Consider the following 20,852-nt stretch of genomic DNA (forward strand, 5'->3'; position numbering starts at 1 on the left):
TGTAGGGTATTGTTGTTATGCACTTTGATGGTGTCGGGTACGGTATTTGTCGATCAGCACCGCAATGATGATCACCGCCCCTTTGATCACCAGTTGCCAGAAGTAGGAGACGCCCATTAGCGTCATGCCGTTGTTGAGGGTGGCGATGATCAGCGCACCTACCAGCGTGCCGGTGATCGTGCCGATCCCGCCGACGAAGCTGGTACCACCGAGGATCACTGCCGCAATTGCATCCAGCTCGTAACCCATGCCCAGATTGCCGTTGGCGCTGTAAAGTCGCGATGCGCTCATGATCCCGCCCAGGCCAGAGAGCAGACCGCTCATGCCGTATACAAACAGCAGCACCATCCAGACTTTAATACCGGTCAGTCGTGCCGCCTGCATGTTGCCGCCGACCGCATATATGTGAACCCCAAGTGTGGTGCGGCGCAGGATAAACCAGCACACCGCAATCACTGCCAGGGCGATCACCACCAGCCAGGGAATGGGGCCGAGATAGTTATTACCGATCCACTCAAAATTGATGTTTGAGTTAATGACCGTTGTGCCGTCGGCCAGAAGATAGGCCGCGCCGCGCAGCGCGGTATAGGTCCCGAGCGTTACGATAAAGGGCGGCAACCCGGCAAAGGCCACCAGCGCACCGTTGAACAGGCCCAGCACCATGCCGAGCATCAGCGCGGCCGGAATGGAGAGCATCGCAAATTCAGGGATAAGCGAGACCACCATCGCCGCTACCGCCGTGGTGCCCAGAATCGAGCCCACGGAGAGGTCAATACCGCCGGTTAAGATGATGAATGTCATCCCTGCCGCCAGCACAATGTTGATCGAGGCCTGACGGGTAATGTTGAGCAGATTGCTCTCGGTGAAGAAGTTAGGGGCGATAAAACCAAATACCGCCACAATCAGGATTAAAATCGGCAAAATACCGACCGTTTGCATCAGATCGCTCATCAGCATTTTTTTGGCGGAGGCGGATTTCGCCACCTGCTGCGGATGGGTAGGAGTTGTCATGATTGCACCGCCTGATGATGAGTGTCGTTCACGCCGGTTGCCAGCGTCATAATGTTTTCCTGAGAGATGTCGCGCCCGTGGAGTTCACCCGCAATGCTGCCTTCACGCATGACGTACACCCGGTCACTCATGCCCACCACTTCCGGCAGTTCGCTGGAGATCATCAAAATCGCCACGCCCTTGCGCGCCATCTGGTTCATGATGCGGTAGATCTCACTTTTCGCGCCGACGTCCACGCCGCGCGTCGGTTCGTCCAGAATCAGAATGCGCGGGCCGATTGCTACCCAGCGGGAGATCAGCAGTTTTTGCTGGTTACCGCCTGATAGCCCACCTGCGCGCACCTGAGAATGGGGCACGCGGATGTTAAGCAGGGCGATGGCGTCATCGGAAATGGACTGTGCTTTTTTGCGGTTAAGCATGCCGAAGGTTGCGTCGCGCTCCAGCGTGGCCATGGTGATGTTCTCCTGCGCCGCCAGTTCGAGGAACAACCCCTGTTCCTTGCGGTTTTCAGTGAGAAAACCGATCCCGTTTTCAATTGCCGCACGCGGGGAGTGGATCACTACCGGCTCGCCATCAACTTCAATCATGCCGCCTGTGGCTTTGCGCGCGCCGAAGATGAGCTGTGCCAGCTCGGAGCGGCCGGCCCCCACCAGGCCCGCCAGACCGACAATCTCCCCTGAACGTACCTGCAGGCTGCAAGGCTGTACTTTTTTACCGTCGGTGAGGTGGTGAACGTTGAGACGCGGGCTGCCGAGTGGAATATCCCGTTCTTTGTTAAACAGATCGCTTAAGGGACGACCGACCATCATCTTCACCAGCTCAGAGGCGTTCAGTTTGTCGCGGGTCAGGCTGCCGACGTACTGCCCGTCACGCAGAACGCTGACGCGGTCTGAAAGTTCGTACACTTCCGCCATCCGATGGCTGATATAGATGATGGCCATTCCTTCATCGCGCAGGCGCAAAATCAGCTCAAACAGGCGATGGGTTTCTCGTGAGGAGAGGGCCGCGGTGGGTTCATCCATCACCAGAATTCGGCTGTTGCGGTGCAATGCGCGGGCAATTTCCACCTGCTGCTGCTCGGCAATGGTCAGCTTCATCACCAGGTCGGTGGCGTTAAAATGTGCGCCAAGGCGCTCAATCACTGCCTGCGCCTGGGCAGCCATCTCTTTACGCTGTACTAGCCCGCCCCGAGACAGCTCGCTGCCGAGGAAGATGTTTTCGGCGACGGTCAGATTGGGTGCCAGCTGCATCTCCTGATAAATCAGGGTAATGCCTGCGGCCAGCGCATCTTTTGGCCCCTTGATGTGAAACGGCTGACCGTCGATCAGGATCTCACCGCTGGTGGCGGTATAGGCTCCCGCGAGGATCTTCATCAGCGTGCTTTTTCCCGCGCCGTTTTCACCCATCAGCGCGTGGATCTCACCGGGGAAGACCGTCAAATCCACACCCTTGAGCGCGTGGAAATTGCCAAACGTCTTGGCAATGTGACGCATCTCTAATACCGGGGTTCTGCTCATGGCGGATCTCCTGTGAATGTCGATATCTGCACTTCATCACAGGTGCGTAAATGCAAAATGTCAGAAGCCGTTCATATTTGTCATAGTTATGAATAGCTAATGTCGATCACAGTTACGGAGCTAACATGCCATCACACCGCCCCCCGTTTTTTGCCAGCGCCCGTGGTCGCCTGCTGATTTTCAATCTGCTGGTGGTCGCCGTGACGCTCATGGTCAGCGGTGTGGCGGTGCTCGGCTTCCGTCACGCCAGCCAGATTCAGGAGCAGGTTCAACAGCAAACGCTGGATGACATGACCGGCAGTATGAATCTCGCACGGGATACCGCCAGCGTGGCAACGGCGGCGGTGAGGCTTTCGCAAGTCGTAGGGGCGCTGGAATATAAAGGCGAAGCTGACCGGTTGAAGCAGACGCAAATGGCACTGCGTCACTCGCTGGAGCAGCTTGCTGATGCGCCACTGGCGCAGCAGGAACCGGCGCTGGTGGCGCGAATTATTCAGAGAAGCAATGAATTACAGCAGAGCGTGACGGAGATGCTTGAACGCGGGCAGCGACGCCATCTGGAACGTAATGCGCTGCTGAGCTCGCTGTATCAGAGTCAGAGCTACTTACGGCATTTGCAGGATATCAATCGTCGTTACGACAGTAATATCCCGGATGCACAGCAGCTAATGGAGATGGACAGGCTGATTATCGCCGCTATCGACACCCCCTCGCCGCGCGCCACGGTGCAGCAGCTGGATGCGGTGACGGCAACGCTGCCGCGGAGTGCGGCGCAGCCGGTGGTGAATGGTGTCCTGCCCGATTTTAACGACGAACTGCGTAAGCTCGCGCCGCTGTCGAAGCAACTGGAAGAAAGCGATCTGGCGATAAGCTGGTATATGTTCCACATCAAGGCGCTGGTAGCGATCCTCAACAGTGATATTAATCAGTACGTCGAACAGGTGGCGCAAGCCTCCCGGCTTCGCACGGCCCAGAGCCATCACGAATTGCAATCTATCAGCGTATTTATCAGCATTTTCGCCGTGCTGGCGCTGATCATCACCGGATGCGCCTGCTGGTATATCTATCGCAATCTGGCCTCAAACCTGACGGCCATTTCCCGGGCGATGTCGCGTCTTGCTCACGGCGAACAGGATGTGTCCGTTCCCGCCCTCCAGCGGCGTGATGAGCTGGGTGAGCTGGCGCGTGCGTTTAACGTTTTTGCCCGCAACACCGCCTCACTAGAGCACACCACGCGTCTGCTGAAAGAGAAAACCACGCAGATGGAGATCGACCGCATTGAGCGTCAGGGGCTGGAAGAGGCACTGCTGCACAGCCAGAAGATGAAAGCCGTTGGACAACTGACGGGTGGGCTGGCGCATGATTTTAATAACCTGCTGGCGGTGATCATCGGCAGTCTTGAGCTTACCGATCCGGAATCAAAAGATGCGTCGCGTATCACCCGGGCACTGAAGGCTGCCGAACGCGGTGCACTCCTCACCCAGCGTCTGCTGGCGTTTTCCCGTAAGCAATCCCTGACGCCGCACGCGGTCGAGATGAAACCGCTGCTGGAAAACCTCAGGGAACTCATGCTCCACTCCTTGCCTGCGACCCTGACGCTGGAGATTGAAGCGCAATCCCCCGCCTGGCCCGCATGGATAGACGTCAGCCAGCTGGAGAACGCCATTATCAATCTGGTGATGAATGCCCGCGATGCGATGGAAGGGCAAAGCGGGGTGATTAAGATCCGTACCTGGAATCAGCGCGTCACCCGTAGCGACGGGCGCAGGCAGGATATGGTGGCGCTGGAGGTGATTGACCGCGGCAGTGGTATGTCGCAGGAGGTGAAATCCAGGGTCTTTGAACCGTTCTTCACCACTAAGCAGACCGGAAGCGGGAGTGGGTTAGGTCTGTCGATGGTCTACGGCTTTGTCCGCCAGTCAGGTGGTCGCGTGGAGATTGAAAGCGCGCCAGGGCAGGGGACGACCGTTCGGCTTCACCTCCCGCGCTCGATGCTGCCCGTTATGTCTGAGGATGAAGTGCTCTCTGCCACCGCCGCCGGTGATAGCGAGCGGCTGGTGCTGGTGCTGGAAGATGAGGCGGATGTTCGTCAGACCCTGTGCGAGCAGCTGCACCAGCTTGGCTATCTGACGCTGGAGGCGGAGAACGGTGAGCAGGCGTTGAGAATGCTGGAAGTTTCACCAGATATTGGCATGCTTATCAGCGACTTAATGCTGCCAGGCAACCTGAGCGGTGCCGAAGTGATCGGCCATGTGCGCAGCCACTTCCCTCAGTTGCCGGTGTTGCTGATTAGCGGCCAGGATTTACGTCCGGCGCACAATCCACAGCTGCCGGACGTGGCGTTACTGCGCAAGCCATTTACGCGGGTGCAGCTGGCGCAGGCGCTGCGGAAGGTGATGGCAATTTGAGATTCCTCCGCTACCTCTCTCGTTTGCCGTTTATTACTGTAAAGCCAGCCCACCTGCGAGATTGGCCTTATGAAACGTTACTCAACTGCTCTGTTATTTGGTCTGCTGTCACTCACCAGCCAACTGGCTCACGCCGATATTGTTGATGATGCCATTGGCAATATTCAGCAGGCGATCAATGACGCCTATAACCCCAGCAGTAGCCGAAGCAGCGATGACGACGAACGTTATGACCGCAGCCGTCAGATCGACAGTCGACAGTACGACGACCGTCGTCGGCAGCTTGAAGACAGACGCCGCCGTTTAGACGAGCGTCAGCGTCAGTTGGATGACGATCGCCGTCGGTTAGAAGAGGATGAGCGCAGGTTAGAAGACGATTACGACCGAGGGTAAGTGCGGCCTGTTGCCCTCACCCTCTCCAGGCGAGAAGGTGAAAAACTAATCCAGCGCCAACAACATCCCGTCATACCCCGCTTCAAACCCTTCCGGAAGCGGATTATTCATCATCCACACGTCAAACTGATGGCTGATGTGCGTCAGGATCACTTGCGGGCAGCCAACCGTCTCGTTTAATGCAATTACGGTATTTAAGTCGCAATGGTTTCGCGGCGTTTCATCGCGCGGTTCGTGGCTGCAGTCGATAATCATCGCCTGTGGCCGGTTGTTAAGCAGGAACTTCACCGTTTTATCCGGCAGCCCGGCGGTGTCGGACAGCCAGGCCACGCGGCTGTGGGCCGATTCCAGCAAATACCCGAAGGTTAGTTTCGAGTGGTTGAGCGGCAACGGCGTGACCCGCATCCCCTGTAGCTCAAACATCACAAACGGTTCCACTGTATGGCTGAAGTCCAGGAGCCCCGGGTGCCTGAACAAGTCGTCACAGCCCACGTCGTCCGGTGGACCATAGACAGGAATGGTCGCCCCCACTCCCCAGCGCAGCGGGAATAACCCCTGAACGTGATCCATATGGTAATGCGTGAGCAAAAACTGCTGGAAGCTGCCTGCCGGCCAGTCGTCCATCAGATGCGGAATACCCGCATCCAGCAAGGTTATGGCTTCATTGAATTTGACCACCGCGCTGCACGGACGACGGCGATAGCTATCCTGCAAACGCGCCCGGCGACACGCCGCGCAGTCGCAGCCAAATACCGGAACCAGCTGGGCACCGCCGGTGCCGGTTAACGTGATCGTCAGACTCATCGCATACCTCAACAGCGGTTTGGTGAATCGAAAATGACTCTGTGTGTAACCTTCACGGATATAAAAACGGTGTGCATCCACGCGTTTTACGCTGGTGGAAAGCTCGGTTAACTCCGCTCCCGCCTGACGTGCGACGTCTTCTGCCCACGCCAGGAGTTGGCTCCCCACTTTGTGACCACGCGCCTGCGGCATCACCACCAGCTCCTGGATTTCACCAATCCAGCGTGCGTGATGCAGGTGAAACTGCATATGCAGGCCAATCATGCCGACGACCTGTCCGTCCAGCTCGGCAAGCTGATAACGCATATTGTGGTCCTGTAGATTGGCAAGATAACCGGTGTGAAAGGCCATATGATCGAACTCAGCCTGTTTTAGCTCGCAGATGAGAGCGTAAACCATCGCCGCATCGTCGGCGGTGGCGGGGCGAAGCTGGCTGTCAGGCATGCTGTTTCTCCTTCTGACGGATCAGCGATAAAAAGGTATCGACAGACTGTAGCAAACTTCCGTCATTATTGAGGATATGACATTCCGACGGGGTATAACGCGCCGCGCGCTCAAGCCGCTGGTCTATCTCACGGGCTGATTCGCGCCCCCGGCTCTGCAACCGGCTACGCAGGACATCGGGGGAAACCTGCAGGCAGACCGGCAGCAGGGCGGCTTCATATCGGGCGCGCGCTTGTTGAAGGTGTGCACGCGAACCGTTGACCAGCACGTCGAAACCCGCGTGTAGCCACAGGTCTATCTCGATACCAACCCCGTAGTAATAACCGTTGGCGTGCCAGCTAAGCGCCAGCAAGTTTTGCCCCGCGCGGGTGAAAAACTCCTGCTCGCTCAGGGCAATATGATTTTCACTGCCGGCATTCGCCGCGCGGGTAATATAGCGGTGTGCGACCAGCAGTTGCGGGTGTTCCCGCTGCCTTAACGCGGACAGCAGGCTGTCCTTACCGGAGCCGGACGGCCCCATTAGCCAGATTAGTCTTCCCATCAGAATACCCGTTTTCCCTGACGCCAGACGTGGTCGATATGGATATGCTCACCTTTACGGTGGGCCAGCACCAGATCCGCCCGTTTACCTTCGGCGATCTCTCCACGATCCTGAAGATTCAGCGCCGATGCCGGGTTTTTCGTCACCAGACGAATGGCCTGCGGCAGCGTGAATCTGTTGCCCTCGTCGTCCGCCACCCGGAATGCCGCATCCAGCAGGCTGGCGGGGTAGTAATCGGAGGAGAGGATATCGAGTAGATCAAGTGAGGCGAGCTTGCTTGCCGCCACGTTGCCGGAATGCGAGCCGCCGCGCACAATGTTCGGCGCGCCCATTAGCACGTTCATGCCGTGCTTACGGGAGGCTTCAGCTGCTTCAAATGTGGTGGGAAATTCGGCGATCACGCTACCAAGCTGATGAGATTCGAGTACATGTTCATGGGTGGCGTCATCATGGCTGGCCAGCGCGATGTTGCGGTCCCGGCACATCGCAGCAATGGAGAGGCGATTCGGCTGCGACCACTGTGCTGCCAGCGCCAGCTGCTCATCTTCGTAGCGGGCCATCTCGGCATCGGTGAGAGAATACTTGCCCTGGTAGTATTCGCGATATTTCTCAATATTGGCGAACTGGCGCTGCCCTGGGGAGTGGTCCATCAGTGACACCAGCGAGACCGGCTCACGACCGACCAGCTTTTCAAACAGCGGCAGGGTGGTGTGATGCGGCAGTTCGCAGCGTAGATGCAGGCGGTGCTCGGCGCGGTTGAGACCACGTTTTTGCGTCTCTTCCACGGCGTTAATCATCTTCTCCAGATTTTCCAGACGATCGCCTCCGTCGCGCACGTCACCAATCGCTACCGCATCCAGTACGGTGGTGATGCCGCTGGCGACCATCAGCGCGTCGTGGCTGCTCATCGCCGAATGGGCGGGCCAGTCCACTTTCGGGCGCGGGGTGAAGAACTTATCCAGATTATCGGTATGCAGCTCGATCAGCCCTGGCAGCAGCCAGCCGCCTTCGCCGTCCATGGCTTCTGGGGAGCGACTCAGGGTTTCGGCGAACGCGCGGATCACCCCGTCCTGGATCTCAATGGAGCCGCCAACCACTTCATTTTCCAACACCAGCTTGACGTTATTGATAATCATGCGTGGGTCCCCATTGGATGTAGCCTGTCTGCGACATGGGTGCGAACAGTATCGTCGTGGAAGATCCCGACGATCGCCGCGCCGCGTTCTTTAGCCTGTTCGATCAGCTCCACCACCGCCGCGCTGTTTTTGCTGTCGAGCGAGGCGGTGGGTTCATCGAGCAGTAAAATCGGGTAATCGACGATAAACCCGCGCGCAATGTTCACGCGCTGTTGCTCGCCGCCGGAAAAGGTCGATGGCGCAAGGTGCCACAAGCGCTCAGGGACGTTCAGGCGCGTCAGCAGGCTGGCGGCTTTGGCGGCGCAAGTTTCGCGCGGCATGCCAAGATCCAGAAGCGGCTGCATCACCACGTCCAGGGCGGAGATCCGCGGGATCACCCGCAGAAACTGGCTCACCCAGCCGATCGTTGAGCGGCGGACTTCCAGCACTTTCCGTGCGGGTGCCTGAACCAGATCGACCCACTCATCGCCGTGGCGGATGTGAATATGGCCTTCGTCCGGCAGATAGTTGGCATACAGGGAGCGCAGCAGGGTGGATTTTCCGCTGCCGGAATGGCCGTGCAGGACCACACATTCGCCCTTGCTGACCTCAAGTGAAGCATTTTGCAGCACCGGCAGGCGCACGCCGTTTTGCTGATGGAGCACAAAGGTTTTACTTACGTTTTGCACGCGGATCATGTTGGCCTCTTAATTCTGCAATACCGACGACACCAGCAGCTGGGTGTACGGATGGTGGGGATCGTCAAGCACCCGGTCGGTAAGCCCACTTTCCACCACCTGACCCTGTTTCATTACCAGCAAACGGTCTGCCAGCAGGCGCGCCACCCCCAGATCGTGGGTGACAATCACCACCGCAAGGTTCAGCTCTACCACCAGGCCGCGCAGTAGATCGAGCAGACGCGCCTGCACGGAGACGTCCAGCCCACCGGTGGGTTCATCCATAAACACCAGCTTCGGGTGTGTGACCAGGTTGCGGGCGATTTGCAGACGTTGCTGCATGCCGCCCGAGAAAGTAGTCGGCAGGTCGTCGATACGCGAGGCAGGGATTTCAACTTCTTCCAGCCAGTGTTGCGCCGTGGTGCGGATATTGCCGTAATGGCGCGCGCCGGTGGCCATCAAGCGTTCGCCGATGTTGCCTCCCGCAGAGACCTGATGGCGCAGACCGTCCATCGGGTGCTGATGCACCACACCCCACTCGGTGCGCAGCAGTCGGCGGCGCTCGGCTTCACTCATGCCGTACAGGGATGCTCCTTCATACAAAATGTCGCCATTCTGCGGCGTCAGGCGCGCAGAGATGGATTTAAGCAGCGTCGTTTTGCCTGAACCGGACTCGCCGACGATCCCCAGCACTTCCCCCGGCCACAGCTCAAACGAGACGTCGCTGAAGCCTTTGCCCGGCGCATAAAGGTGGGTCAGGTTGTTAACCGAAAGCAGCGGTTTCATAGGCTGTTCGCCTCGCTCTGTTGGCGGCAGTAATCGGTGTCGGAGCAGACAAACATCCGTTTGCCCGTGTCATCCAGCACCACTTCATCCAGATAGCTGTGTTTCGAACCGCAGATGGCGCACGGCTCATCCCACTCCTGCACCGTAAACGGGTGGTCATCGAAGTCGAGACTCTCCACACGGGTGTAGGGTGGCACGGCGTAGATGCGCTTTTCACGCCCGGCACCGAATAGCTGCAGCGCAGGCATCATGTCCATCTTCGGGTTATCGAATTTCGGGATTGGCGACGGGTCCATCACGTAGCGACCGTTGACTTTCACCGGATAGGCGTAGGTGGTGGCGATATGGCCGAAACGGGCGATATCTTCATACAGCTTCACCTGCATGATGCCGTACTCTTCCAGGGCGTGCATGGTGCGGGTTTCGGTTTCACGCGGCTCAATAAAGCGCAGCGGCTCAGGGATAGGGACCTGAAAAATCAGGATTTGATCTTCGGTGAGTGGCGTTTCTGGAATGCGGTGACGGGTCTGGATCAGCGTGGCATCTTCGGTTTTTTCGGTGGTGTTAACACCCGTCACGCGCCTGAAGAAGTTACGAATCGACACGGCGTTGGTGGTGTCGTCCGCCCCCTGGTCGATGACCTTCAGCACATCCGCTTCCCCAATCACGCTGGCGGTAAGCTGAATACCGCCGGTGCCCCAGCCGTAGGGCATCGGCATTTCGCGGCCGCCGAACGGCACCTGATAGCCCGGGATTGCCACCGCTTTCAGGATAGCGCGGCGGATCATACGTTTGGTTTGCTCATCCAGATAAGCAAAATTGTAGCCGCTTAAGTTAGTCATTTTCGCGCTCCCGTTGCAGGCGTTTCAGTAGTTCCAGTTCGGCCTGGAAATCAACGTAGTGCGGCAGCTTGAGGTGCGAGACAAAGCCTGCGGCCTCAACGTTATCCGCATGGGCCAGCACGAACTCTTCGTCCTGTGCCGGGCCGGAGATGTGTTCACCGTAATCCGGGGCCTGCAGCGCGCGGTCGACCAGCGCCATTGCCATCGCTTTACGCTCACTCATACCGAACGCCAGCCCGTAACCCCGGGTAAAGTGTGGCGCTTCGTCTTCCGGAGCGACAAAGCCGTTGACCATTTCGCATTCCGTCACGAGCAGTTCGCCGATGTTCACGGCAAAACCCAGCTCTTCAGGCACAATTTCAACGTCAATGAAGCCGCTACGAATTTCTGCTGCAAACGGGTGGTTACGCCCGTAACCGCGCTGTGTCGAGTAGGCCAGCGCCAGCAGATAACCTTCGTCGCCGCGCATCAACTGCTGAAGGCGCGACGAGCGTGAGCACGGATAAACCGGCGGTGTGCGGGTGATGTCGTCTGGCGTGCTGCCGGTGTCTTCTTCGGCTTTTGCCAGCCCCTGATGCGCCAGCAGGCTAAAGACGTGCGGGGAGGCATCTTGCTGCGGCTCGGCCGTGCTCAGGGAAGGCGTTTCACCGTTTGCCAGCAGCGTGAAATCCAGCAGGCGATGGGTGTAGTCGTAGGTGGGGCCGAGCAGTTGACCGCCAGGGATGTCTTTATAAACGGCCGAAATGCGGCGTTCCAGGCGCATCTCAGCAGTGTTAACGGGCTCACTCACCGCCAGTCTGGCAAGCGTGGTGCGATACGCGCGTAACAGAAAGATGGCTTCGACGTTGTCACCGCTGGCCTGTTTTAACGCCAGCGCCGCCAGCTCGCGGTCAGCGATGCCGCCTTCGGTCATGACACGGTCGACGGCGAGGTTTAACTGCTGCTCTATCTGGGCAACGCTCAGCTCAGGAAGCTGCTCATCACCCCGTCGTCTGTGCGCCTGCAGCGCATGGGCGGCGGCGATAGCTTTTTCGCCCCCTTTGACGGCAACGTACATCAGCATACCTCCACGTGAGTGGTTCGCGGTATTGCCAGCAGGCGTTCACCGCAGGTCAGGATCAGGTCGATACCCAGCGGGAACGGGTGGGGACGTTCGGTCAGCTCATGAATGATGCAATCCGGCAGCTGTGGCGCGACCATTCGTTCGTCAGCGATGCCAGCACCGGTCAGGCGCAGCATGCGGCCGCCGCTCAGGCTGGAGACCTGCAAAATCAGCGTGGCGCTGGTTTCCGGAGCGACGGCACTGCCTTCGCTCAGGGCGTTGAGCTGCTCGTGGCTGATTTGTTCATCGGCCACGGCAAACACGGCCTGTCGGGGCTGTTCAACCAGTGGAGCGTTGGTGTGAAAACGCAGGTTCTGGCTGGCAATATCATTCGAAAGCGCGCCTGAGAGCCACACCGGAGTATCGTTGTCGGCAAGGGTCAGCAGTACGCTGGTGGTCGCCAGGTTTAGCGGCAGCCAGCCCTGAGAAAGCTGGTGCAGCGAGACAATCACGCCGGGCTCGCTCATGGCTTTCAGCAGGCGACGAAAACTCTGTTGGGCATCCTGGACGGCAAGGGTAAAAGCGGGTTGAAGCGTCATGCGTTATCTCCGCGAACGAGCGTAAAGAAGTCGACCCGGCTGGTGTTCACTTCGGCCTGACGTGCGGCAAGGCGTGCGGCGCGGTCGGCTTCCAGAGGGGCGATAAGGGTTTCCATTAACGTCTGGAAATAAGGTTGTTCCTGCAAAAGCGCGTCTATCACTGCGCAATGTTCGGCATGCTGTTTATCGCGACCGAGCACGTAGCCGTAGCCCAGCGTGCCGCTGTTCAGGCGGATCACGGCACGGGTAAGGGTGGCATCACCCGCGAAGAAGCGCTCACCGGTACCTCCCATGCGCGCCTGGATCTGTACCAGGCCGATTTCCGGCGGGCGAATAGTGTCGTAGTCCGGCGTCAGGCCAAGCGCCTTCATGCGGCTGTGCAGAACGGCAGGCTGACAGTGGGCCAGCACGCCCATCCAGCGCTGACGGGTGGTGGTATCAAAGTGCATTCAGTGCTCCATGGTGAATTCGATCATGTCGGCGCGGGTCAGGCTGACGGAGTATTCCGTCGCGTCGACTTCACCGTCACGGTGGTTAAGGGTGCGCACGCAGAGCAGCGGGGCCATGTTGGGGATTTCCAGCACTTTGCTCTCTTTGGCCTGCGCGCGGCGGGCGCTGATGCGAGTTTGGGTACGCCTGAGTGCAATACCGGTGGCATCACGCAGGAAGTCATGTAGTGAACCGCTGGTGAAATGTTGCAGCACAGGCCAGAGGCTCAGGTCGGCGAAGTAGTGGTCTATCTGGCAGACCGCCACGCCGTTAACCCGGCGCAGCGTGCGCAGGTGCACCACGTTATCACCCTCATGAATACCCAGCGCATCGGCTACATGGCTCGATGCCGGGCGCAGCACCGACAGCAGCTTTTCGCTGGTGGGGTGGCTGCCCTGATCGAGCAGGTTCTGGCTAAAGCGCGCCTGCGCATTGAGCGGGTAGTCGAACGGGCGCATCAGTACCAGTACGCCAATTCCCTGACGGCGCTGGACCCAGCCGCGCTCGACCAGCTGGTCAATGGCGCGACGCAGGGTGTGTCGGTTCACTTCGTAGCGATCGGCAAGCTGTTGTTCGGCGGGCAGGTAGTCTCCGCAGCGGTAGTGCGTGCGAAGCTCCACCTCGAGCTTTGCCGCAATTTCTTGCCAGCGGGTAGGGTAACTGGTCGGATGTCTGGATAAGTGCATATACATCAAAGCCTCGTTTCTCAGATGAAGTGCTTACGCAAACGTTGAGAGAGGAAATCCAGCAGGCTCACGGTGATGATGATAAGCACCATCAGGGCGCAGGTTTGCTGGAACTGGAAACCGCGAATCGCTTCCCACAGGGTGACGCCAATCCCGCCTGCGCCCACCATACCCACGACGGTGGCGGAACGGACGTTGGACTCGAAGCGGTACAGGGAGTAGGAGATAAGCAGCGGCATCACCTGGGGTAGTACGCCGTAAAGAATTTCTTCGATTTTATTGGCACCGGTTGCACGAATGCCTTCAACCGGGCCGGGCTCGATGGCTTCAACCGCTTCCGAAAGCAGCTTGGAGAGCACGCCGGTGGTGTGAATGAACAGCGCCATGACCCCGGCAAACGGGCCAAGTCCAACGGCCACCACGAACAGCATGGCGAAGACCATTTCGTTGATGGCGCGGCAGGCGTCCATCAGGCGACGCACCGGCTGGTACACCCACCACGGCACGATGTTTTCGGCACTCATCAGGCCAAACGGAATGGAGAGAATGACGGCCAAGGCGGTACCCCAGACGGCGATTTGCAGGGTGACCGCCATTTCGCTGAGATAGTCCTGCCACTGGCTGAAATCCGGCGGGAAGAAGTCGGCGGCGAAGGTTGCCATGTTGCCGGAATCTTTGAAGAGCAGCAGCGGATCCATTTCCGCGCCCTTCCAGGAGATAACGAGCACCGCCAGCAGAATGGCCCAGCTAAAGAGCGAGAACCAGCTGCGCTTTGGTGGCGGGACGGTGATGGTTTGCATGTTGGCTCCTTTGGGTTTAGTCCCCTCTCCCACAGGGAGAGGGAGAAAAGATCTACTGAACCGCTTTATTCACGCTGGTCATCGCGCTCAGCGCCGCAGTCAGGCGGTCCAGGTCTTCCAGCTTGGCCTGAATTTCAGACACTTTGCTGGTCTTCTCTTCGTCCTTCAGACCTTTGTTATCCTTCACGCCCTGCATCTCTTTAAACAGCGCCAGCTGGCGAATCGGCACCAGCTGCAGGTCGCTGGATGCGCGGAACGGCGCCCAGCCAAGTTTCGCCAGAACTGCCTTCTCTTCCGGCGTTTTGCCGTAGTTCATAAAGAAGTCGTAGACCTTGTCCTTGGTGCTCTCAGAGAGATTTTTGCGCCATACAATCGGGTCGCCCGGGATCAGCGGTGATTTCCAGATGACCTTCAGCTCTTTGAGTTTGTCCGGTGCGGAGGTCTTCAGCTTGTCGAGGTTTTCGGTGTTGTTGGTGGCAACATCCACCTGCTTGTTGGCCACGGCCAGGGCGTTAGTTTCGTGGCTGGCGTTGACGGTGCGCTTGAAGTCACTGGCAGACGCGTTGTTTTTGGCGAAGACGTAGTAGCCAGGGACCAGGAAGCCAGAGGTGGAGTTCGGGTCGCCGTTACCAAAGGTCAGATCTTTGCGTTTGGCGAGCATGTCGTTGAGGTTATTGATTGGGCTGTCTTTATTAACGATCAACACACTCCAGTAACCCGGGGAGCCATCTGCCGCAACGGTCTGGGCAAAGACCTGACCGTTCGCGCGATCGACTGCTTCCATCGCAGAGAGGTTGCCGTACCAGGCGATGTCCACTTTGTTAAAGCGCATCCCCTGGATGATGCCGGCGTAATCCGGCGCGAAGAAGGCGTTCACCTTGATCCCCAGTTTGGTTTCCATATCTTTCAGGAACGGTTCCCACTGAGGTTTGAGATTCTGCTGTGATTCCGTCGAAATAATGCCGAAGTTCAGCGCTTTTTCCTGTTCTTCCGCGTACGCAGGGCTTAACAGGGTGCTGATGCTGAACATACTGGTAAAGGCCAGTGCGGCAACGGCTTTGTAGCTCATGTACTTTCCTCGGATCGGGTTGGGTTATGCAGCCTGCGCGTTCTCGTCGACGCGGTTAATGCTGCGGTAGAGATGGTCAAAACGGTCGTTATCAAACTGATGGCTTGCGCCATCAAAGAACACGAGCCCCTGACGCAGCGCGACAATGCGCTCGCAGTAGCGCAGGGCGTAATCCACCTGATGCAGCGTCACCACCACGGTGATGCCGTCGTTCTGGTTAATGTCGCGCAGGGTTTCCATCACGATGCGCGCAGATTCCGGGTCGAGCGAGGCAATCGGCTCATCGGCCAGGATCACTTTGGCTTTTTGCATCAGCGCACGGGCAATCGCCACGCGCTGCTGCTGACCACCGGACAGGGTGGAGACACGCTGGTGGGCGAAATGCGCCATGCCAACGCGAGTCAGCGCCTGCAACGCCTGTTGTTTCTGAGAAGGGGAAAACCAGCGCAGACAGGTGCGCCAGAACGGCGTGCTGCCGAGTGCGCCAATCAGGACGTTCTCCAGCACCGTCAGGCGGTTCACCAGGTTGAACTGCTGGAAGATATAGCCTGTTTGCGCGCGGCTTTTACGGATATCACTCGCCAGACGGCCCGCGCGCTGGACGGTGTTACCCAGCAGTTCGACGTGACTTTCCGGTGCTTTATCGCAGGTAATAAGGCCGCTCAGGTGGCGCAGAAGGGTGGACTTACCTGAACCAGATGGCCCCAGCAGTGCCACCATTTCGCCCTGCTGGACGGTCAGATCAACGGCATGCAGGGCCTTGTTATGATGAAAGGTCTTGCTCAGTTTCTCGACGCGGATGACAGTTTGCATATGCTGGGCCTCACGATAAATGTGGCCTCATGCTGGCGCATCAATATGACATTTGGGTTAAGTCTGGGTTGCGGGAATTTGAAGAGTTGAGCGGAGTTTGATGACAGGCGGAGGCAGACCGCCCACCGCCCGAAAATTAGTGCTGCTGCTTAACGACGTTAATCATCCACGGCACGCCGTATTTATCGATGACTTTACCGAAACCATGTGCCCAGAAGGTTTCCTGCCAGGCCATTTCGATATTCCCACCCACGGCGAGATTGTCGAACCAGCGTTTGCCTTCATTGACGTCCTGGGTGTCGAGAACCAGCGTGAAGCCTGCATACTGAGCGTTGCTGCCTGGCGGCATCCCGTCGCTCATCATGATATCGCTGCCCGCAATGCGGACGTTAGAGTGAGCGATCGCCGAATCCGGAAATTGCATACCGGACGGACAGCCTTCTTCGCTGTTATCGCTTTTTGGCATTTCGCCGAAGGTGATTTTATAGAGGAGCTCGGCACCGACGGCTTGCTGATAGAAGGCGGTGGCCTCTGCGCAGTTACCGGCGAATGAGATGTAGGGACTTAACGGCATAATCTTTACCTCACGTAAGAAAAGCTCGTTAAGTGTAGTTCCTGAATGCCCGGTATGCGAAGCGCCACCGGGCAGGTCAATCAGTTCTTTTTCACGAATTCAGATTTCAGTTTCATCGGACCAAAGCCGTCAATTTTGCAGTCGATATTATGATCGCCTTCAACCAGACGAATATTCTTCACTTTGGTACCAATCTTCAGCATGGAAGAGCTGCCTTTCACTTTCAGATCTTTAATCACGGTGACGCTGTCGCCATCCGCCAGCAGATTGCCGTTCGCATCTTTTACGACAAGTGCATCAGCATCGTGTGATGGCTCGGCATCATTCCATTCATGGGCACATTCCGGGCAGATAAACATGCCATTATCTTCATAGGTGTATTCAGAATTGCATTTTGGGCAGTGTGGGAGTTGCATATCGGTATCCTCAAAAAGTGTTAACGCGCTGGAAAGTGCCAGCTAAATGACGGCAGTGCGCCGAAAAAGGCGGCAAGTATAGCGCAAATCCACACGGTTGTCGGTGACATTGTTGATTAAAAAAATGCAAAAAGTGTATAGCGAGTGACATTTCCTGTCAGTCAGTTAAGCGATGCTTATGCCATTAACACGGTGGGAAGAAATGGCGTTAAATATATCGAATATTTTATTGCAGCAAATTGCTACGCTCCTTCATTTCGGATAAGGTGAAGCAACACATTGTTATTTATCTCCGGACTTCCCCGCCATTCATATCTTATGGTGGTGACGCATTACCTCTCTTTTTAGGTGGGTAAATAACGATGATATATCCTGAAGCTTCTTAAAAATGGGCTACGCTTTTTTCTTTTGGCCGTCAGGCCAGGAGGAGAGCTTCACACGCCATGCAAGGATAGTGAATTATTTCTGATTAGCATCAATCAGTTATATTTCGGCGAACATGTTTTCCACACGTGATCATATAAGCCTGAACAACATAATAAAAACCAGTGGCTTAATAAAAGTAATAAATTTGCGTTAAGGAAAGGCTTTTATCATGCACACACAGACCATTTTTGAATTAAGCCAGGAAGCAGAGCGTTTGTTACAGCTTGCCCTGCAAAATCTCGATACGCTGAAATCAGTGCCGACGGCGATGCTGGAGAGCACCACGGCGGCGATTACGGGTGAAAAGAACAACGTCTTGCCTTTGCATTTTAGTGCGCGCGGTGTCGAAGCACAGCAGGCAATGTTGAATAATGAATTACGGAAAATAACGCGTCTGGAAATGGTTCTGGCTATTGTTGGTACCATGAAAGCGGGGAAATCGACCACTATTAATGCGATTGTGGGCACGGAAGTGTTGCCGAACCGCAATCGTCCGATGACAGCGCTACCGACATTGATCCGTCATACACCGGGTCAGAAGGAGCCTGTACTGCATTTCTCTCATGTCTCGCCGATTGATGATTTGATCCAACTGCTACAGAAAAAGCTCTGCGATAACGATCGTGGGAAACTGGCTCAGCGTCTGGAAATTGATAAAGACATGAATATGCTGCTGGAGCGAATTGAAAAAGGGGAAGCTTTTGAGAAGCATCACCTGGGCGCGCAGCCGATATTTCATTGTCTGAAAAGCCTCAATGACCTCGTCAGACTCTCCCTGGCGCTGGGTGTCGAATTTCCCTTCTCTGAGTACGCGGCTATCGAACACATTCCGGTGATCGAAGTAGAGTTCGTACATCTTGCGGGTCTGGATGCCCACCTCGGTCAGCTGACGCTGCTCGATACCCCAGGGCCTAATGAGGCCGGGCAACCGCATCTGCAAAAAATGCTTAGCGAGCAGTTGTCCCGTGCATCGGCAGTGCTGGCAGTGATGGATTACACCCAGCTTAAATCTATTTCTGATGAAGAGGTCCGCCAGGCTATTTCGGTCGCGGGAAAATCAGTGCCGTTGTATGCCCTGGTCAATAAATTCGATCAGAAAGATCGTAATAGCGACGATGAAGAACAGATCAGGGCGATGATCTCTGGCACGCTCATGAAAGGCAATATTTCGCCCGGGCAGATCTATCCTGTTTCATCAATGTGGGCGTATCTGGCGAACCGCGCCCGCTACGAGATGATTACCCACGGACAACTGCCGGATCACCAGGAGCAGCCCTGGGTTCAGGATTTTGCCGAAGCTGCCCTTGGGCGTCGTTGGCGTACAGCGGATTTGGATGATATCGACCATATTCGTCATGCCGCCGATCTGTTGTGGGAAGACTCGTTATTTGAACAACCGATACGCAAACTGATCTACGCCGCCTATGCCAATGCGTCGTTATTTGCGCTGCGTTCGGCGTCGCATAAGCTTCTAAACTACGCGCAAAATGCCCGGGAGTATCTCGATTTTCGTTATCAGGGGCTGACTGTGGCCTTTGAGGAACTCGAACTTAACATTACGCGAATTGAAGAGGATATGGCGCAGCTGCAGACGCGTCAGCAGGTGGTCAGCGATGAAGTGAAACATGAAGTCGAGGAGGCGCTGAATGCAACGGATGACTTTATGGCGTTGCAGAAAAGTGCGCTTCAGCAGGCGATTGGTCATGTTTTTAGCCGTCCCAATATTCTTGATTTGGCCGGGAATGATCCGCTGAATCTTCGTCGCGATGAACCGGAAGCGCTTAAACAGCTGACGCTGGAAGATGAGGGACAGGCGCAGATTGTGCTGAGTAAAATCCGTTCCTCCTGCGAGCTGGTCATGCTGGATGCGCAGACGAAGATCTGTCGGGAGTTGGCGTTACGTTTTGATCAGCTGGAGTCTACGCTTGCGCGTTCACTGAATGAAGCGATGCGGCCTATTGAAACGCGTATTAAAGAACATCTGAGCCATGCCGGTTTTCGCGCACGAATTAGCTTCCCGGCGTTTCAGGCTAACCAGCTTAACTTCAACACGCGGGCGCTGTTTAACGATGCAATTGCGCAGGATAACACTCCGGCAGGCCAATCATCTGGCGGGAGTAGCATGCGTGAAACGGTCTCTCGCTGGCTCAATAACCCCGGCTGGGGTTGGGATGATTACGTCGAAACGCGCACGCGTTATGTTATCGATATTGCACAGCTACATGACAAATTTAAGCAACATATTGAGCAGTTTTGTGAACAAATCCGTAAAGCTTTATCCGCGCAGGTCGATGTCTCTGTTACGGCAGGAATGGCAACGTTCTTTGCAGAATTTTCGTTATGCCTGACCGGGTTACAGGAAAGCTTGCGTGATAGCCTCGCAGTGCGTCAACAAAATGAGCATTCAACCCGAGCGCTCTGCCAGTTGTTGAAGCAAAGTATTACTACTGCGACGTGGATTCAGGAAGATACCCGACTGTTACGCGATGACATTCAAACTCTATTCGCGGCAGAGCAACCATGACAACACAACTACTGGACGGTCCCGGGAGAACGCTGGAGTGCATTAATCCAAAATTTATGGTCGATCTGGTGCAGGGTGTCGATGCGCCGCGTCATCCCCACCAGGGACCACAACAGCTGCAGTTTCGTGAGCGTTTGACTCAGGAGATCATGACGCATACCCGGCTACGGCCCTGGGCAATGGCTGGAATGCTCAATGAAAATGCGGCGTTGCGCCTTGGGCTGGCAGAAAAACTGGCCGGTATGCTTGACCCCGGTCATCTCGCGCTGACGCTGATGGCCGATAAACTGATGGCGCTGCGTCAGCAGACTCACCCGCGGGCTCCGCAATCACCGGGCCTGATGCAGCAGTACGCTGAACTCTCCTCTCATTTTACCCAACGTGCAGCTTATAAAGAAAAGGCGCTGACCCAACGCGGATTAACGGTGCAGGCGGGTGAGCACAGTGAGCAAATTTTTACCCGCTGGCGAGCCGGGCTCTATGATGGCTGGTCTCTGGCCGGGCGCTGCTTTGTCGTCCTGGAAGAACTGCGCTGGGGGGAATTTGGCGACGCATGTCGCCTGGCCAATGAAGATGTGTCGGCAATGCTCAAGGATAACTTACGCAGCATGGCGGCGAACTATCTGGCGCAAGGCATCAATGCCTCTCCCTCTACTCGCCATTTTTATCACCAGTGGTTAACGACGCCTGCTTCTCCTGGATTGATCGATCATAAAGATATGCTGGGCTGGTTGGGTGACTGGTGCCAGGCGGATAAGCATCCTGTGAGCTGGTCAGTGACGCAAAACTGGCAAACCGTCGCGCTGGGTATGCCGAGGCTCTGTTCGGCAAAACGGTTGGTGGATGGGATGATGGAAGAGATTTTTGGGTGAATCC

21 protein-coding genes and 1 pseudogene are annotated in these 20,852 nt (G+C 56.6%); 4 read left to right on the plus strand and 18 right to left on the minus strand.

Annotated elements, in window-relative coordinates:
* Window positions 1-15 precede the first annotated feature (15 nt).
* On the minus strand, window positions 16-1,011 hold the full coding sequence (locus AAHF05_RS01705) for a COG4158 family protein (protein WP_049007722.1): 996 nt from the start codon (window positions 1,009-1,011) through the stop codon (window positions 16-18).
* Entirely contained in the window at window positions 1,008-2,528 is a 1,521-nt protein-coding gene (locus AAHF05_RS01710) for a sugar ABC transporter ATP-binding protein (protein ID WP_049007721.1), read from the minus strand. Before AAHF05_RS01710 ends, AAHF05_RS01705 begins: the two co-directional genes overlap by 4 nt.
* Before the next feature lie 125 nt (window positions 2,529-2,653).
* On the opposite strand from AAHF05_RS01710, the gene AAHF05_RS01715 reads away from it, so the two are divergent.
* Both AAHF05_RS01715 and yjdP read left to right on the plus strand, forming a co-directional pair.
* Window positions 2,654-4,936, plus strand: coding sequence for a hybrid sensor histidine kinase/response regulator (locus AAHF05_RS01715; RefSeq protein WP_129324879.1), 2,283 nt, complete (start codon window positions 2,654-2,656; stop codon window positions 4,934-4,936).
* A gap of 69 nt (window positions 4,937-5,005) precedes the next feature.
* Complete coding sequence (yjdP, locus tag AAHF05_RS01720) at window positions 5,006-5,329, plus strand: DDRRRQL repeat protein YjdP (RefSeq protein WP_028017904.1); 324 nt, start codon at window positions 5,006-5,008, stop codon at window positions 5,327-5,329.
* 45 nt (window positions 5,330-5,374) lie between these two features.
* On the opposite strand, the gene phnP is transcribed toward yjdP, so the two are convergent.
* The 16 genes and pseudogenes from phnP to AAHF05_RS01800 form a co-directional block, all read right to left on the minus strand.
* Window positions 5,375-6,133 (minus strand): phosphonate metabolism protein PhnP, encoded by a 759-nt coding sequence (gene phnP, locus AAHF05_RS01725; RefSeq protein ID WP_129324892.1) that lies wholly within the window; start codon window positions 6,131-6,133, stop codon window positions 5,375-5,377.
* A gap of 12 nt (window positions 6,134-6,145) precedes the next feature.
* A pseudogene (gene phnO / locus AAHF05_RS01730) lies at window positions 6,146-6,577 on the minus strand (aminoalkylphosphonate N-acetyltransferase); the annotation flags it as partial.
* Window positions 6,570-7,121 carry a ribose 1,5-bisphosphokinase gene (gene phnN / locus AAHF05_RS01735; RefSeq protein WP_028017901.1) on the minus strand — a complete coding sequence of 184 codons (552 nt, stop codon included), beginning with the start codon at window positions 7,119-7,121 and terminating at the stop codon, window positions 6,570-6,572. The gene phnN and the pseudogene phnO, both read right to left, overlap by 8 nt.
* A complete protein-coding gene (phnM, locus tag AAHF05_RS01740; protein WP_028017900.1) occupies window positions 7,118-8,254 on the minus strand; it encodes an alpha-D-ribose 1-methylphosphonate 5-triphosphate diphosphatase in 1,137 nt (378 codons plus the stop codon). Before phnM ends, phnN begins: the two co-directional genes overlap by 4 nt.
* Entirely contained in the window at window positions 8,251-8,931 is a 681-nt protein-coding gene (gene phnL / locus AAHF05_RS01745) for a phosphonate C-P lyase system protein PhnL (protein ID WP_129324880.1), read from the minus strand. Before phnL ends, phnM begins: the two co-directional genes overlap by 4 nt.
* A 9-nt stretch (window positions 8,932-8,940) precedes the next feature.
* A complete protein-coding gene (gene phnK, locus AAHF05_RS01750; RefSeq protein WP_129324881.1) occupies window positions 8,941-9,696 on the minus strand; it encodes a phosphonate C-P lyase system protein PhnK in 756 nt (251 codons plus the stop codon).
* Complete coding sequence (phnJ, locus tag AAHF05_RS01755) at window positions 9,693-10,538, minus strand: alpha-D-ribose 1-methylphosphonate 5-phosphate C-P-lyase PhnJ (RefSeq protein ID WP_129324882.1); 846 nt, start codon at window positions 10,536-10,538, stop codon at window positions 9,693-9,695. The genes phnK and phnJ overlap by 4 nt, the downstream gene beginning before the upstream one ends.
* Entirely contained in the window at window positions 10,531-11,595 is a 1,065-nt protein-coding gene (locus tag AAHF05_RS01760) for a carbon-phosphorus lyase complex subunit PhnI (RefSeq protein ID WP_129324883.1), read from the minus strand. The genes phnJ and AAHF05_RS01760 overlap by 8 nt, the downstream gene beginning before the upstream one ends.
* Window positions 11,595-12,179 carry a phosphonate C-P lyase system protein PhnH gene (gene phnH, locus AAHF05_RS01765; protein ID WP_028017896.1) on the minus strand — a complete coding sequence of 195 codons (585 nt, stop codon included), beginning with the start codon at window positions 12,177-12,179 and terminating at the stop codon, window positions 11,595-11,597. The genes AAHF05_RS01760 and phnH overlap by 1 nt, the downstream gene beginning before the upstream one ends.
* Window positions 12,176-12,628 carry a phosphonate C-P lyase system protein PhnG gene (phnG, locus tag AAHF05_RS01770; protein ID WP_129324884.1) on the minus strand — a complete coding sequence of 151 codons (453 nt, stop codon included), beginning with the start codon at window positions 12,626-12,628 and terminating at the stop codon, window positions 12,176-12,178. Before phnG ends, phnH begins: the two co-directional genes overlap by 4 nt.
* On the minus strand, window positions 12,629-13,354 hold the full coding sequence (gene phnF, locus AAHF05_RS01775) for a phosphonate metabolism transcriptional regulator PhnF (protein ID WP_129324893.1): 726 nt from the start codon (window positions 13,352-13,354) through the stop codon (window positions 12,629-12,631).
* A 20-nt stretch (window positions 13,355-13,374) separates the two neighbouring features.
* Window positions 13,375-14,154 carry a phosphonate ABC transporter, permease protein PhnE gene (phnE, locus tag AAHF05_RS01780; RefSeq protein WP_129324885.1) on the minus strand — a complete coding sequence of 260 codons (780 nt, stop codon included), beginning with the start codon at window positions 14,152-14,154 and terminating at the stop codon, window positions 13,375-13,377.
* 52 nt (window positions 14,155-14,206) lie between these two features.
* Entirely contained in the window at window positions 14,207-15,223 is a 1,017-nt protein-coding gene (phnD, locus tag AAHF05_RS01785; RefSeq protein WP_028017892.1) for a phosphonate ABC transporter substrate-binding protein, read from the minus strand.
* Between the two features lie 24 nt (window positions 15,224-15,247).
* A complete protein-coding gene (gene phnC, locus AAHF05_RS01790) occupies window positions 15,248-16,036 on the minus strand; it encodes a phosphonate ABC transporter ATP-binding protein (protein ID WP_129324886.1) in 789 nt (262 codons plus the stop codon).
* 136 nt (window positions 16,037-16,172) lie between these two features.
* Window positions 16,173-16,610 carry a VOC family metalloprotein YjdN gene (gene yjdN, locus AAHF05_RS01795; protein WP_049007707.1) on the minus strand — a complete coding sequence of 146 codons (438 nt, stop codon included), beginning with the start codon at window positions 16,608-16,610 and terminating at the stop codon, window positions 16,173-16,175.
* A gap of 80 nt (window positions 16,611-16,690) precedes the next feature.
* Window positions 16,691-17,026, minus strand: a complete 336-nt coding sequence (locus AAHF05_RS01800) for a zinc ribbon domain-containing protein YjdM (protein WP_028017889.1) — start codon at window positions 17,024-17,026, stop codon at window positions 16,691-16,693.
* A 595-nt stretch (window positions 17,027-17,621) separates the two neighbouring features.
* Between AAHF05_RS01800 and crfC the strand changes: the two genes are divergently transcribed.
* On the plus strand, window positions 17,622-19,976 hold the full coding sequence (crfC, locus tag AAHF05_RS01805; RefSeq protein WP_129324887.1) for a clamp-binding protein CrfC: 2,355 nt from the start codon (window positions 17,622-17,624) through the stop codon (window positions 19,974-19,976).
* Entirely contained in the window at window positions 19,973-20,848 is an 876-nt protein-coding gene (locus AAHF05_RS01810; protein WP_374936431.1) for a diguanylate cyclase regulator RdcB family protein, read from the plus strand. Before crfC ends, AAHF05_RS01810 begins: the two co-directional genes overlap by 4 nt.
* Window positions 20,849-20,852 lie beyond the last annotated feature (4 nt).

This window comes from Enterobacter adelaidei, from assembly GCF_041937165.1.
GTDB classification, from domain to species: Bacteria; Pseudomonadota; Gammaproteobacteria; order Enterobacterales; family Enterobacteriaceae; genus Enterobacter; species Enterobacter adelaidei.

Bases quoted from the DNA above. Each gene is read 5' to 3' on its own strand.
- AAHF05_RS01705 (WP_049007722.1), bottom strand. From the start codon at position 1,011: ATGACAACTCCTACCCATCCGCAGCAGGTGGCGAAATCCGCCTCCGCC.
- AAHF05_RS01710 (WP_049007721.1), bottom strand. From the start codon at position 2,528: ATGAGCAGAACCCCGGTATTAGAGATGCGTCACATTGCCAAGACGTTT.
- AAHF05_RS01715 (WP_129324879.1), top strand. From the start codon at position 2,654: ATGCCATCACACCGCCCCCCGTTTTTTGCCAGCGCCCGTGGTCGCCTG.
- yjdP (WP_028017904.1), top strand. From the start codon at position 5,006: ATGAAACGTTACTCAACTGCTCTGTTATTTGGTCTGCTGTCACTCACC.
- phnP (WP_129324892.1), bottom strand. From the start codon at position 6,133: ATGAGTCTGACGATCACGTTAACCGGCACCGGCGGTGCCCAGCTGGTT.
- phnM (WP_028017900.1), bottom strand. From the start codon at position 8,254: ATGATTATCAATAACGTCAAGCTGGTGTTGGAAAATGAAGTGGTTGGC.
- phnL (WP_129324880.1), bottom strand. From the start codon at position 8,931: ATGATCCGCGTGCAAAACGTAAGTAAAACCTTTGTGCTCCATCAGCAA.
- phnK (WP_129324881.1), bottom strand. From the start codon at position 9,696: ATGAAACCGCTGCTTTCGGTTAACAACCTGACCCACCTTTATGCGCCG.
- phnJ (WP_129324882.1), bottom strand. From the start codon at position 10,538: ATGACTAACTTAAGCGGCTACAATTTTGCTTATCTGGATGAGCAAACC.
- AAHF05_RS01760 (WP_129324883.1), bottom strand. From the start codon at position 11,595: ATGTACGTTGCCGTCAAAGGGGGCGAAAAAGCTATCGCCGCCGCCCAT.
- phnH (WP_028017896.1), bottom strand. From the start codon at position 12,179: ATGACGCTTCAACCCGCTTTTACCCTTGCCGTCCAGGATGCCCAACAG.
- phnG (WP_129324884.1), bottom strand. From the start codon at position 12,628: ATGCACTTTGATACCACCACCCGTCAGCGCTGGATGGGCGTGCTGGCC.
- phnF (WP_129324893.1), bottom strand. From the start codon at position 13,354: ATGCACTTATCCAGACATCCGACCAGTTACCCTACCCGCTGGCAAGAA.
- phnE (WP_129324885.1), bottom strand. From the start codon at position 14,154: ATGCAAACCATCACCGTCCCGCCACCAAAGCGCAGCTGGTTCTCGCTC.
- phnD (WP_028017892.1), bottom strand. From the start codon at position 15,223: ATGAGCTACAAAGCCGTTGCCGCACTGGCCTTTACCAGTATGTTCAGC.
- phnC (WP_129324886.1), bottom strand. From the start codon at position 16,036: ATGCAAACTGTCATCCGCGTCGAGAAACTGAGCAAGACCTTTCATCAT.
- yjdN (WP_049007707.1), bottom strand. From the start codon at position 16,610: ATGCCGTTAAGTCCCTACATCTCATTCGCCGGTAACTGCGCAGAGGCC.
- AAHF05_RS01800 (WP_028017889.1), bottom strand. From the start codon at position 17,026: ATGCAACTCCCACACTGCCCAAAATGCAATTCTGAATACACCTATGAA.
- crfC (WP_129324887.1), top strand. From the start codon at position 17,622: ATGCACACACAGACCATTTTTGAATTAAGCCAGGAAGCAGAGCGTTTG.
- AAHF05_RS01810 (WP_374936431.1), top strand. From the start codon at position 19,973: ATGACAACACAACTACTGGACGGTCCCGGGAGAACGCTGGAGTGCATT.